At 46.7% G+C, this 13,639-nt stretch carries 9 protein-coding genes; 7 read left to right on the forward strand and 2 right to left on the reverse strand.

The features are described 5' to 3' along the window. The first annotated feature begins 170 nt into the window (after positions 1 to 170). The 3 genes from LG211_RS19790 (at position 171) to LG211_RS19800 (ending at position 4,143) form a co-directional block, all read left to right on the forward strand. Entirely contained in the window at positions 171 to 1,061 is an 891-nt protein-coding gene (locus LG211_RS19790) for a DMT family transporter (protein WP_269478299.1), read from the forward strand. A 71-nt stretch (positions 1,062 to 1,132) separates the two neighbouring features. After that, a complete protein-coding gene (locus tag LG211_RS19795) occupies positions 1,133 to 2,167 on the forward strand; it encodes a hypothetical protein (RefSeq protein ID WP_148398366.1) in 1,035 nt (344 codons plus the stop codon). 65 nt (positions 2,168 to 2,232) lie between these two features. Continuing rightward, a complete protein-coding gene (locus tag LG211_RS19800; protein WP_148398364.1) occupies positions 2,233 to 4,143 on the forward strand; it encodes a sensor domain-containing diguanylate cyclase in 1,911 nt (636 codons plus the stop codon). Here LG211_RS19800 and LG211_RS19805 read toward each other — a convergent pair whose 3' ends face one another. Continuing rightward, positions 4,144 to 4,671 carry a transcription repressor NadR gene (locus LG211_RS19805; protein WP_148398362.1) on the reverse strand — a complete coding sequence of 176 codons (528 nt, stop codon included), beginning with the start codon at positions 4,669 to 4,671 and terminating at the stop codon, positions 4,144 to 4,146. Positions 4,672 to 4,822: 151 nt separating this feature from the next. Here LG211_RS19805 and LG211_RS19810 point away from each other — a divergent pair, with 151 nt between their 5' ends. Further along, the gene (locus LG211_RS19810) at positions 4,823 to 5,863 is read left to right on the forward strand and encodes a PTS sugar transporter subunit IIC (protein ID WP_148398360.1); all 1,041 of its coding nucleotides are present in this window, start codon (positions 4,823 to 4,825) and stop codon (positions 5,861 to 5,863) included. A gap of 406 nt (positions 5,864 to 6,269) precedes the next feature. Here LG211_RS19810 and LG211_RS19815 read toward each other — a convergent pair whose 3' ends face one another. Further along, positions 6,270 to 7,526 carry an AI-2E family transporter gene (locus tag LG211_RS19815; protein ID WP_148398358.1) on the reverse strand — a complete coding sequence of 419 codons (1,257 nt, stop codon included), beginning with the start codon at positions 7,524 to 7,526 and terminating at the stop codon, positions 6,270 to 6,272. Positions 7,527 to 7,612: 86 nt separating this feature from the next. Between LG211_RS19815 and LG211_RS19820 the strand changes: the two genes are divergently transcribed. The 3 genes from LG211_RS19820 to pflA all read left to right on the forward strand — a co-directional run bounded on the left by LG211_RS19820 (position 7,613) and on the right by pflA (position 13,087). Further along, positions 7,613 to 9,790 (forward strand): peptidase U32 family protein, encoded by a 2,178-nt coding sequence (locus LG211_RS19820; protein ID WP_148398356.1) that lies wholly within the window; start codon positions 7,613 to 7,615, stop codon positions 9,788 to 9,790. A 269-nt stretch (positions 9,791 to 10,059) separates the two neighbouring features. Then, positions 10,060 to 12,288, forward strand: coding sequence for a formate C-acetyltransferase (gene pflB, locus LG211_RS19825; RefSeq protein ID WP_148398354.1), 2,229 nt, complete (start codon positions 10,060 to 10,062; stop codon positions 12,286 to 12,288). Positions 12,289 to 12,373: 85 nt separating this feature from the next. Continuing rightward, entirely contained in the window at positions 12,374 to 13,087 is a 714-nt protein-coding gene (gene pflA / locus LG211_RS19830) for a pyruvate formate-lyase-activating protein (RefSeq protein WP_148398352.1), read from the forward strand. The last annotated feature ends 552 nt before the right edge of the window (positions 13,088 to 13,639 follow it).

The raw sequence follows: 13,639 nt of genomic DNA on the forward strand, positions 1-13,639 counted from the left end.
ATCCGTTTCCTGTGCCCGCTGTGCGTAACCGACGCTCAGATCGATGCTGGTCTTGAGATTTACGAAGAAGCAATCAAGGAATGCCTGTAATATCGGAACCATATCGAGTATATTTCAATTACAAGGGTGCATGATTTTTCATGTACCCTTTTTTTAAAGGAATTTACATAATGCAGACGAAAAAAATTGTTTATGCAGCGGCGGTCATTGAATCGGTTCTTTTTGGCCTCACTTTTTTGGGATCAAAGATCGCGCTTACACAACTGGATGCGATTCAGGTCTTGGCCTGCAGGTGGACGATTGCCATGGTTCTTTTCCTGGCATTGGCTATGTTTAAACTTATCCGAATTCATTATCGAGGAAAGCGGGTTTGGCTGGTTGCGCTGGCAGCTTTCATTCAGCCATGTATCAATACAATTTGCGAGACCTGTGGAGTTGATCTGACAACAGCCTCAGAATCCGCTATAGTCTATGCCATGATTCCCATTGCAGTGGTCCTGATTACGGCTCTGATCTTAAAACGTTCCATCAAGCCCGTTGTGGCCGGCGGGATCGCCCTATCCTTTTTGGGCGTAATTATTTCCATTGTGTTCAGTGAAGGTTTTTCTCTGGGAGGAAAAGCAGGCGGTTATTTGTTCCTGATCGGCATGGTGGTGACTGGGGCGGTGTTCATCATTATGTCGGGACATATATCAGACCAATTTTCCCCCATGGAGCGGACCTTTACCATGGCTCTTATGGGGGGCATCTGGTTCAATCTTCTTAACCTTATAAGAGGCAAAGGCTTTTCCTGCTATGCCGTCTGTTTTCAATATCCGGAAGTGGGTTTGGCGGTATTGTTTTTAGGTGCGGCCGGATCCTTTCTTTGCTATATTTTGTTTAATTACGTGGTTTCAAAGATGCCGGCGCCCCAGGCTTCCATGCTTCAAGTGAATTTGATCACCCTGACCGGAGTTGTGAGTGGAATCGCATTCCAAGGAGATTCCTTCGGATGGTATACCGCAGCGGGTTTGATCCTGGTTGTGGCGGGGGTAATCGCAGCAAACCGCGTTTCTGAATAAAATGTTGTGGAAGCAGACCGCTTTTTCTTGTATAATGGACTAAGAGCAGAAGAGAAAAAGGAGGGCGTTTCATGAAAGAGGTAAAATTGGCTTTAATCGGTTTTGGCAATGCAGGACAGGCGTTTGCAAAGATTCTATTGGAAAAGGAGGAGGTGCTCCGAAAAAAGTATAACACGCGGGTGACCGTTGTCGCGATCACGACCAAAACGAGGGGCAACCTGGTAGATGCTTGGGGCATTGATCTGGATAAAGCGCTTAAGAATGTTCAAAATAGCGGTAGATTTGATAAGATTTTAGGATTTTCTGAGAATTCCACATCGCAGAATATCGTGGACAAAGTGGATTATGATGTGCTGATCGAGCTTACGCCTCTGGAATTCGCATCTGGAAAAGTGGCAACTAACCATATCCGGGGAGCCTTGAAGCGGGGCAGACATGCCATAACAGCCAATAAAGGCCCGGTTGCATGGGCGTATCGGGAATTATCCCAGCTGGCTGAAGAGAATAATTGCAGGTTCTTATATGAAACGACCGTAATGGACGGTACCCCCATATTCAATATGAAACGCGATTATCTGAGTATGTGCGAGGTAAAACGAATATCCGGAATCCTCAACAGTACGACGAATTACATACTCTGCGAGCTGGCAAAAGGCCGCAAGTGTGCAGAGATTATTTCCGAAGGAAAAAAGCGGGGCTTTATTGAAGCCAACCCATCCACCGATATGGGAGGATATGATGCGGCGGCAAAAGTTGCTGTGCTTGCCAACGTATTTATGGATGCGGATATGACGCCGCTGGATGTGGAACGCGAAGGCATTGAACATATAACGCAAGCGGACATCAAGGAGGCTGAACAAAAGGGCCGCGTCATTAAGCTTATGTGCAGTCTCTACCGTGATGAGGACGGAGTTGTCCATGGAAAAGTAGGTCCGGAAGAGGTGGATAAAAACAATATTTATGCCGCAATTGACGGTACATCTTCCATTATTACTGTGGAGACCGACCTGATGGGCAGATTGACGCTGATCGAGGAGGCACCGGAGACTCGCCAGAGCGGATACGGCATCTTTGCTGATTTGATGGCTATTATTGCACGTGATTGACGTTTAAAGAAAAGAGGCAGCTTTGCAGGCTGCCTTTTTCCATTAGGGGAAAGAGGGTTTATTTTTTGAAGAGAAACATATTGCTAAAGACAAATCTGTTGATCTGTGCAATCGTTATCATTGGGTTTGTTTTGACAGCACTGCTCAGTTATCAGGCTAACTACAGCCAATCTATTGAAAATATCGAACAGGTGTCAACCTTGGCTTCAGAGGGAATTTATCAGGAACTGAGTTCCATACTTTCAAAACCGGTGAACATCTCTCAAACCATGGCGAATGACAGTTTATTGAGAACGCTTCTGATAGAAGAATCTGATCATCTAAAGAGCAACGCCTACATAGACACGATTCGCGAATATTTGGAAACCTACCGCAGCAAGTATGGATATGATTCGGTATTTCTGGTTTCTGCGGCAACAAAGCGCTATTATAATTTCCAAGGATTAGATCGAACCTTGACAAAGGATAACCCTGAAAATGACTGGTATTATACCATGGCCGGCAATGATGAGGAATATTCGCTGAATGTGGATAACGATGAAGTTGCGGCTGCCAACAATGAAATTACCATTTTTGTAAATTGCAAAGTCAAGGACGCATCGAACAACCTTCTGGGTGTGGTCGGTGTTGGTCTGCGTATCGCTGATCTGCGCCAAAAACTCCTGCAGTACGAAGAAGAATTTGGCGTAAATGCGTTTTTTATCAATCGCAACGCAGAGATTGAGCTTTCTGCCGATTATAATGGGTATGAAAAAAAGAGTCTTTTCCAAGTCAACGACTATGATCGAAACATCCGGGAAAAAATTCTCAGCTGGAAGAACGCCAGCGGAAAGGTAGAAAGCTTTTGGTCCGGCGGGAAAGACAAAAGCGGAAAAAAAGACTATGTTGTAAACCGTTATATTCCCGAGCTGGACTGGTCGCTGGTGGTTGATCAAAATACGGGAAAGATTATAAAACAAATCCGAATGAACCTGATTGAGACGGTTTTGATTATTATTCTCATTCTGGCGATTATCTTGATTGTACTTACCCGGGTAGTTAAAAGCTTTAACCGAAAAATTATGGAGCTTACGGAAGAACGGCAGCAGACATTTCGCAAGGTAACAGAGCAGTTATATGAAAATATCTATGAACTGAATATCACCAAAAACTGTGCGGCCGGTGCAAGTACGGTCCGTTACTTCGAAAGCCTGGGAGTACCTAAAAACATGATGTTCGATGAGGCGCTGAAAGTAGTTGCAGAAAAACAAATTAAAGAAGAATTTCGTCAGGGGTATATTGATCTGTTCGCGCCAAAGCATGTCATGGAAGAGTTTGAAAAGGGAAATTCGCATCTATGCTATGACTTTATGATCAGCGAAAACGGTACCGATTATTTCTGGATGCGTATTGATGCAAATATTTATTACAGCCCTGAGGATGCTTGTGTTCACATGTTTACCTATCGGCGAAACATTGACCAGGAAAAACGTCAGGAAATCCACATGGCGCAGCGAGTAGAAACCGATGAAATGACGGGTTTGTACAATAAGACTTCGACCAGGCAGCATATTGAACAGCTTTTAAAGGAAAATACGGATCAAAACTATGCATTTGTTATTTTTGATATTGATAATTTCAAGCTGGTTAATGATCGGTACGGACATGCAGCTGGTGACTGCGTGATATGCGCCTTTGCCAAAACCATACAAAGCCATATTGCATCAGATGCTTTTGCAGGTCGAATCGGGGGAGATGAGTTCGTAGCCTTCATGCCATTTCGGGAGATGAGCCAACTCCAAGAAAAGATAGAAGACTTATCACAAGCTCTGGATCGAGATTATGTCATCGGCAATTTGTCGCTGCACAGCACGGCCAGCATCGGAGCGGCGGCAGCCCCAAAGGATGGAGCTGATTTTGATACACTTTATAGAAATGCGGATGCTGCGTTGTATCAGACAAAGGAACGTGGTAAAAACGGCTTCACAATCTATTAATTATTCTGCGGACGAGAAGATGATCCCCTTTTCGTCCAACTTTTCTTTTATAAGGGAAAACACGGCTGAATCTTTGCAGCCAATCCGGTGAAGGTGAATGCCTCCTGTGAGAACGCTGAGGGGTTTGGCATTTTCCGCAGCTTCTACTTTTTCAATGAACAGGTCCACATCGTAGCGGGAGCCGATGTTCAATGGGCCGGACAACTGGCCGTATAGAGGATGTTCGATAGTGACATCGATGACAAAACCTCCGTAATCGACGATGGTATAGAGTTCTTCCCGGAGCTGGTCAGGACTATGGCGACAGGCCAGCAGACCTTCATAAGGGAAGGCGGAAGCCTCTTCTTCATAAACATACCCTCTGGGTGTAGCTGAAATATGGGCGCCTGATGCTCTTAAAATGGCCACATCTCCTACAATAATCTGCCGGCTTACCGATAACTGTTCTGCCAGAGATGATGCGCTGACCGGCATCTGAGATTTTTTCAATAGGGCGAGGATTTGAGATCTTCTTTTGTTTGCATCCATATGGCTGCCTCCTTTCTTCCACCAATCATAGCACAATCTCATTTATGAAGCAATAAGGCGAACTAAATATTCATGACATGTGTCTTGACATGAAAGAAAGGTCTTTGCTACAATGAACACAATTGTCCAAGAAAGAAAAGGAGAGACTGTCATGGAAGAAAAACAAAGCTTTCTAAAACGAAAAAACATTGAATTCACAGCCAAGCGCTATTTTCAGGATGCGCTGTCGGCAATGGCTCTGGGGTTGTTCGCATCCCTTCTCATCGGACTGATTATCAAAACCCTGGGAGAACAGACGATCAATCTCTTTGGTGATAATACGGTTTCAAAGTTTTTGGTGGATACGGGAACTACAGCGATGGGCTTGATGGGGGCGGCCATCGGTATTGCTGTAGCGTGGGGATTAAAAGCTCCGCCGCTCGTTCTATTTACCAGCGCCATAACCGGGATGATGGGCGCTGATCTGGGCGGGCCGGCTGGGGCCTTCATAGCGGTTGCCATTGGAGTTGAATTCGGCAAAGCCATCTCCAAAGAAACGAAAATCGATATTATTGTGACGCCGGCGGTGACGCTGTTTATAGGCGCTTTGTCGGCCAAGCTGATCGGCCCCCTTGTGGGAGAGCTGATGTATGGTCTTGGTAAGATTATTATGACGGCGACAGAATGGAAGCCGTTTCTCTTCGGGATCGTCATTTCCGTGATTGTAGGACTGGCACTTACAGCACCCATTTCCAGTGCCGCGCTCTGCATCATGCTGGATTTGTCCGGTCTGGCCGCAGGAGCCGCGACGGTGGGCTGCTGCGCTCAAATGGTTGGATTTGCCGCAATCAGCGTCAAGGAAAACGGAATCGGTGGCATTGTGGCACAGGGCATTGGAACGTCCATGCTGCAGATTTCCAATATAATTAAGAATCCATGGATTTTGCTGCCGCCAACTTTAGCCAGTGCTATCATAGGACCCATGTCTACGGTCCTCTTTCAGATGACCAACATCCCTGCGGGCGCAGGGATGGGAACTTCCGGCCTTGTGGGACAGATCGGCACCTTTACCTCCATGGGGTTTACCGTGCCGGTGCTGCTGTCTGTTTTGTTTCTGCATATCTTCCTGCCTGCGATCCTGGCAATCATTTTTGACCGACTCCTCAAGGCAGTGGGAATGATTCAGGTGGGGGACTACAAGTTGGATTTGTAGGAGCTTTAGAATAGGTAAGAGGGGCCAGCAGCCAAAATCTTTCATGCTGCTCATTTCACACTTTTTTGCGGAATCCTATTCGAAATAAGCAAAAACACGATGCATGTCCATATAAAAAAGTAAGAATTTCCCTATTTTTTCTTCTGGCAGCAATTAAGTTGCTGTTTCACGAACAGATTTTGTGAGAAGTTCGCACGAACTTGTCTCATAATACCCAGGGAGTACTGCGTTTTCGTAGAAAAAGGCCAAATTTATATGGACATTGACTGCTAGAAGGCTGGTTTTGAAGAGGAACGACGAAAATTTTTGTTGTAGCAGCTGATGTGCTGCCGAGCAATTAAAAATGGTGTAAGATGTTCAATACTGCGAACATCTTACACCATTTTGTTGTTCTCGGGACTAAAACTTATTCGGATTTAATTTCAGAAGCAGGTGAGTCGGCTGTTTCTGCTGCCGGTTGAGCAGAGCCTTCCAGCTTCCGTTCTTTACGAAATGCCCATTTGACAATGAACGCTTGAATGATTCCGGCAATGGGAACCGCCAGGATCATCCAGATGATTCCGCCGAAGTACCCAAAAACACTTACCGCCAGCAGAACTGTCAGCGGATGGAGCCCAGTGGAAGAACCCACTACTTTCGGATAAATGATATTGGAATCGATCTGCTGCACGATGATGAGAACGATGACAGCCACCGCCGCTTGTGTAAAGTCTTCCGTAAACAAGCCGATGATAAAGGCCGGGATCATTCCCAGCAGAGGTCCGAAGTAAGGAATTACATTGGCGATTCCTGCAAATACTCCGATAAACACAGCAAAGTCCAGGCCAATGACCGAAAGACCTATGGATGACAAGATGGCCACGATTACTGCATCCAGGAGCGCTCCCCGCACAAATTGGGAAAGAACGCCGTTGACCTCGCTGAGGGTTTCGGTAACTGCGGCATTAGCGCGCTGCGGCAGAAGCAGGTGCAGGAGCTTTCTCCATAAGCTGAGGAAAAAATCCTTATCCTTCATCAGATAGATGCTGACAATAGCCCCGATGGCCACGTTGACCACGCTTCCCACGGCTCCGGTGACCGCGCTGATGGCATTGGAAGCGCTGAAATTGGTAGAAATCCAGCTGATAATAGAGTTGGCGATTTCCATAAACTTGTCCGACATGAAGCCTGCCGGCAGATTTTGCGCAATCCATTGGCGAAGCTCCACTTCATAATTAAGGAACGTCTGAACGACCCCTTGCGCCATTTCCGAGAAGTTGGAAAAAACGAATTGACCCAGAATCATTACCGCAAAGCCATAGATAATAGCAGCAATAGCGGCGATGACAATTAAAAACGTCAGCAGCACACTGAGAAACCTGCTCAGATTTCGTCTTTTTTCAGCTTTGACCGGATCGTCAGGAATGCGGAAAAACATCCGCCGCATCATACGTTTGTCAATGATGGTTACCAGCGGATTGAGCAGATACGCGATCACCAGCCCGATAAAGAGCGGCGAAAAGGCGGAAACCACACTGCTGATTCCCTTGCCTGCAGCAATGGCAATAACATCAAAGTTTTTTACAATAAAATAGAGAACGTATAAAAGAAAGGCATTGAAGACGATAAACAGGCTTCCTCTTACAAATGACCTTTCTTTCATGACCTCTTTGAACTTTTTCATCCTTGTATCCCTCCCATATACGGGTTATTATATACTATACCCAACAGAATAGCAAAATTTTTCTCATCACATGACAGGAGAAGATTATGATCATAGAAAAACCGGAACTGCTGGCCCCGGCAGGCGGCATGGAGCAGCTGACTGCCGCAGTTGAAAACGGAGCCGATGCGGTCTACTTAGGCGGCCCGCTTTTCAATGCCAGGATTAATGCGCAGAATTTTACAGAAGAAGAAATTAAACAGGCGATCGACTATGCCCATATACGAGACGTAAAAGTGTATGTGACCCTGAATATTCTGCTGACCGACCAGGAATTGCTGCCGGCGCTTCAGTACGCGGCCAGACTTTACAATATGGGAGTGGACGGGCTGATCGTGCAGGATCTGGGCTTAATCGATCTGCTGAGGGAGCATCTTCCTCAGCTCCCGCTGCACCTGTCTACGCAGGGCAGCATCTACAACCTTTCCGGCGTGCGCAAGGCAAAATCTTTGGGCGTTTCCAGGGTGGTGCTGGCAAGAGAGCTCTCTCTGTCAGAGATTCGCAGAATAACCGAAGCATCGATCTGCGATATTGAAGTCTTTGTCCACGGGGCGCTGTGCATGTGCTATTCCGGTCAGTGCCAGATGAGCAGAATGCTGGGCGGAGGAGAACGGAGCGGTAACCGGGGCCTCTGTGCCCAGCCGTGCAGGCTGCCCTATAGGGATGAGAAGGGGAAGGTTTCCTATGCCCTAAGCCCAAAAGATCTGTGTACCATTGACCGTCTGGGGGAATTGATTGAGGCGGGAATCAAGTCTCTTAAAATAGAAGGCCGGATGAAATCCGCCGAATATGTGGCAGCGGTAACCGGAATATACCGCAAGTATCTGGATCAATATTTTCAGCAAGGGTACACAGATGTTTCACAAGAGGACCGAAGGATTTTGATGCAGATTTTCAACCGAGGCGGTTTTACCGGAGGGTATCTGGACGGCCGCCCTCAAAAACGATTTTTGTCAGGCAGACTTCCAAAGCATCAGGGCATCTACATTGGACAAGTTATCCGGCGAGTATCCAAAAACAGATTGATCGACGTAAGGCTGGATGAGCTGCTGGAGATGGGGGACGGCATTGAGATCAGAAGCGACAGCCTGACTGGAAATGTGGTGACTTATCTGGAGCATCGCGGAGGGAGCATTTGGCGGATCGGCGATATTAAGGGATCTGTAAAAGAAGGGGATCAAATCTATAAGATTACCGATTTAGAATTAATGAAGCAGCTGCGAAAAACCTTTGAAGAGGGCGGCCCCGGTGGCAGCAAACATCGAAAGACGGTCCCTGTTTCCATGAAATTGGAAGCCGCGGCAGGAAAACGGCCGAAGCTGACGATCCAGGATGGAACACAGGAAATTATGGTTTTAGCCGATGCTCCGGCGGAAAAGGCCCAGCACAGACCCTTGTCTGCAGAGGCCGCGGAAAAACAGCTGCGAAAAACAGGAGGCACGCCCTTTCATGTGGAAAGGGTGGATCTGCATCTGGAGGAAGGGTGCAGTATGCCGCTTTCGGTACTGAATCATTTGCGGAGAAAGGGACTGAACGCCCTGCAGGAGAAAAAACAAGTCCGCAGGCATGCGGAGATACCGGAAAGAATTCCTCAGATGTCAGCCTCCATGGAAAACCGTATGGCCTTTTACTTCTATGATTGGAGAAAATTCGAGGAATGGGATTTTCAAAGTGTGCTGAATGCTTTGGAAATAGAAACTGCACGGGCCTATGTACCGCTGCGGTATTTCATGGATGCCGATCCCAGGCGCAGCTCTATTGAGGTTGTGCCGTATATCCTCAATATCAGTAAAGGCTTGTTGGACAAATATATTGAGCAGCATCTGGATGAGATCGCGGATCGGGTGAAAAGCTGCGGTATTGCGGCTGGCAACTTGGGCTGGATCGACGAATTTACCCAGCGGGGTGTAACCGTTTATGGAGATTATGGATTGAATATATATAATAATAGGGCGACCCTTGCGCTGCAAAAGGAAAAGGTTGTTCCGATTTGTCGTTCCCATGAACTGCATGAACGTGCTTTTGGGCCGATCCCGCTTATGATCATGGAACATTTGCCTGAGGCAAAGACCTTGAAAGACCGGAAAAATCAATTGTATAAAATTGTATACAATCCGGAAGGCGATAAGGCCATGCTAGTTCCCCATCACCGGCAGCCGGACTGGGAAACCCTGAAAATACTGCTGAAAAACACCTGGCAGGAGGCCCGGATTTATATCCCGTAATCCTTTAACTCAAAGGGTTGCAGGATTTTCAGAATAGTGAGAATTGTTTCTTTTGCAAGTATCTCAAAAAGAACAAAAAAACCGGTTGACGAAGGATTGTACTCGGGTGTACTATGTATACAAACAACGGCGATCGTGAAAACTGACATCCTTTACTTCGCCAAAAGGGAAGGAACAGAAGGCTTGGGAGAAAGGCAAAACGCCGAGCAAATTTTTTTCTGATTATTTGTATACATTATACAACATACAATGTGAAGGAGGGTACAATCATGAAAGAACAATGGAAAGGGTTTAAGCCGGGAGCATGGACGGAAGAAATCAGCATCGAGGAATTTATGCAGCTCAATTATCATCCGTATGAAGGAGATGAGAGCTTCCTGGCCGGCCCTACAAAACGTACGGAAATCGTTGCCGAAAAGGTTCAGGAACTGCTGAAAGAGGAAAGGAAAAACGGGGGCGTTTTAAAAGTAGACGCCAGCAGGATTATGACTGCCACCGCATTTCCTCCGGGATATATTGATAAAGATCGGGATTTAATCGTCGGCCTGCAGACCGATGAACCGTTGAAGCGGGGCATATGTCCCTTCGGCGGCATTCGAATGGCCAGACAGTCGGCGGAAGCATACGGCGAAAAGCTGGATGACGGCGTGGAAGAGATCTTCAAATATGTGACGACTCATAATGACGGTGTGTTCAGCGTATACTCCGATGAAATGAAAAAGGTGCGTCATTTGGGGTTCATTACAGGACTTCCGGACGCTTACGGCAGAGGCAGAATTATCGGCGATTACAGGAGAATTGCTCTGTACGGAATGGACTTTCTGATTGAACAAAAGAAGCGCGATAAGGCTTTGCTGGCTGAGAAGCCTATGACCAACGAAAATATTCAGCTCATCGAAGAAATTCACAAACAGATTGTAGAAATGGGTGAAATTAAAAAGATGGCCGCCATGTACGGCTATGATATTTCAGATTCCGCCAAAAATACAAAGGAAGCGATTCAGTGGCTTTATTTCGGGTATCTGGCAGCGATCAAAGAAGAGAACGGCGCAGCGATGTCTCTTGGAAGAACCTCCACTTTCATCGACATCTTTGCCGAGAGGGACCTGGCAAACGGGGTATATACGGAAAGCGAAATTCAGGAGATGATTGATGACTTGATTCTCAAACTTCGTGTCGCCAGACATCTGAGAACTCCTGAGTATAACGAGCTCTTCGGCGGCGACCCCATGTGGATTACAGAAGGAATCGGCGGTATGGGAGCGGACGGCAGAACCAGGGTTACTAAGAATTCCTATCGGATGCTCAATACCCTGTACAACCTGGGGCCATCGCCGGAACCGAATATGACCGTGCTCTGGTCGGAAAACCTGCCGGAACCGTTTAAGCGGTTCTGCGCCAAGGTTTCCATTGATACAGATTCGATCCAATATGAAAACGATGATGTCATGAGAAAATCCTACGGCGATGATTATTCGATCGCTTGCTGCGTATCCGCCATTAAGATGGGGGAACAGATGCAGTTCTTTGGAGCGCGGTACAACCTGGCGAAAATTCTCTGCCTGGCTTTAAACGGCGGTGTTGATGAACGAACCGGCGAGCGGGTCGGACCCCAGATGGAACCGGTGGGAGACGGACCGATCGATTATGAGGATGCGATGCGCAGGTTCAATATTTACAGAGACTGGCTCTGCGGCCTTTATGTAAACATTATGAATATCATCCATTATATGCATGATAAATACGCTTATGAAAAGAGTCAGATGGCGTTCCTGGACAGCGACATCGGCAGACTGATGGCCTTCGGCGTAGCAGGCCTCTCCGTTGCGGCGGATTCTTTCAGCGCCATTAAGTACGCGAAGGTTTATCCGATTCGCAACGAGGCCGGCGTCATCGTTGATTACAAGACCGAAGGTGACTTCCCCAAATACGGGAACGACGATGATCGTGTGGACAGTATTGCAGTTGAGCTGACGCAAGGGACAATTAATGAATTGAGAAAGCACAAGACTTACAGAAATGCCGTGCATACCCTGTCGGTTCTCACTATTACTTCCAATGTTGTCTACGGCAAAAAGACCGGCAATACGCCTGATGGCAGAAGAGCTGGAGAACCGTTTGCTCCGGGAGCAAACCCAATGCACTGCAGAGATGACCATGGAGCTATTGCATCGCTGAACTCCGTGTCCAAGGTTAAATGGGACGATTGCAAGGATGGTGTGTCCTATACCTTCAGCATCACGCCTGAAACCCTGGGCAAGAGCAAAGAAGAACAGGCCGATACTCTGGTGGGCCTGATGCGCGGATATTTTGATCAAGGAGCGCATCATCTGAATGTCAACGTGCTCAATCGTGAGCTTTTGATCGATGCCTACGAAAATCCGGATAAATACCCAAACCTGACGATTCGCGTGTCCGGGTATGCTGTGAAGTTCAACGCTCTTTCCAAAGACCATCAAAAAGAAGTCATCCAGAGAACCTTCCACTCAGCTATTTAAAAAGCTATAATTCTCCATTATAATATAAGGTGTCTGCTCTGCAGGCATCTTATATTACTCTCTATCGCGCGTGCAAGGAGGAACTATGACTACTGGTAAACTACATTCAATTGAAACATTCGGTGCTGTTGACGGCCCGGGAATCAGAACGGTATTTTTTCTGCAGGGATGCCCTGCAAGATGCATGTACTGCCATAACCCGGACTCATGGACGGTTACAGAAGAAACGGAACAGATTACCATCGAACGCGTCGTTCATACCGCCAAACGGGGCCGCCCTTATTATGGGAAAGATGGTGGCGTCACCTTTTCAGGCGGAGAGCCGCTCATGCAGGGGGCCTTTTTATCGGAAGCGATGGATGCCCTGGCAGAAGAGGGAATTAGTACAGTGATCGATACCAGCGGCACTTATATCGATGAATTTACTCAAAAAGTCATTGAAGACAGCCAGCTGCTTCTGCTGGATATCAAGCATTCCGATCCTAAGAAGTTCGAAGAAATAACCGGACTGAAACAGGACAATCTGCTCCGCGTCATCGATCTGGCCAATGAAGCGGATAAGCCCCTTTGGATCCGGCAGGTTATTGTTCCCGGCTTCAATGATACGGAAGAAAATGCGGCAGAGTTGAAAGCGTTTGTCAAACAGAGAGTGAAGAATTTATACAAGATCGAGCTGCTGGGCTATCACAATATGGCGATTGAGAAATGGGATAAGCTGGGCATACCATATAAATTGAGAGACGTGGAACCTATGGACCGGGGAAAGCTGGCAAGGCTCAGTCAGACCATCGGGCTTTGATTGCTTCAGGAACACGGCAGGGAATTCTGCGCAAAAGGAGGACCAGCTGGCCTTGTGAACAGGCTTCCTTTTATAGAGATAAAAAAACTCATACATTTTATGTATAAGTAGTCGTATTATGGAAAGCCTATTTATTGGGAAACCGAATAAGAACACGTTTCCTACTATATTACCAAATAAAACAGGCTCTGTTTTAGCGGCTTTCTCCCATGTAAAACGCAAGGTCAGAAACTTTATGAAAAATAGAAAGAAAAAAGTTGAAAAAAGCGGTTGACATGTTAGTAGAAGTTTGGTAATATAGACAAGCTGTCAGGTGAGAGCAGCCACAAAAGAGCTAGAATGACAGACAAATGGAAAGTGAAAAACTTTCCAAAAAAAGAAAAAAGTGGTTGACAAAACACCGGAATGATAGTAAAATATTAAATGTTCGCTCGACAAGAACGAACAAGGCCAAAACCGAACGGTTGAAGCCTGAAGAACCTTGAAAACTTCATAGTGTAGAAATTTAGTCAAAACGGGAATCGAGAGATTCTCAAGGAGATTAAAGAAAGA

It is taken from the genome of Hominibacterium faecale (assembly GCF_020734085.1).
GTDB lineage: Bacteria > Bacillota > Clostridia > Peptostreptococcales > Anaerovoracaceae > Hominibacterium > Hominibacterium faecale.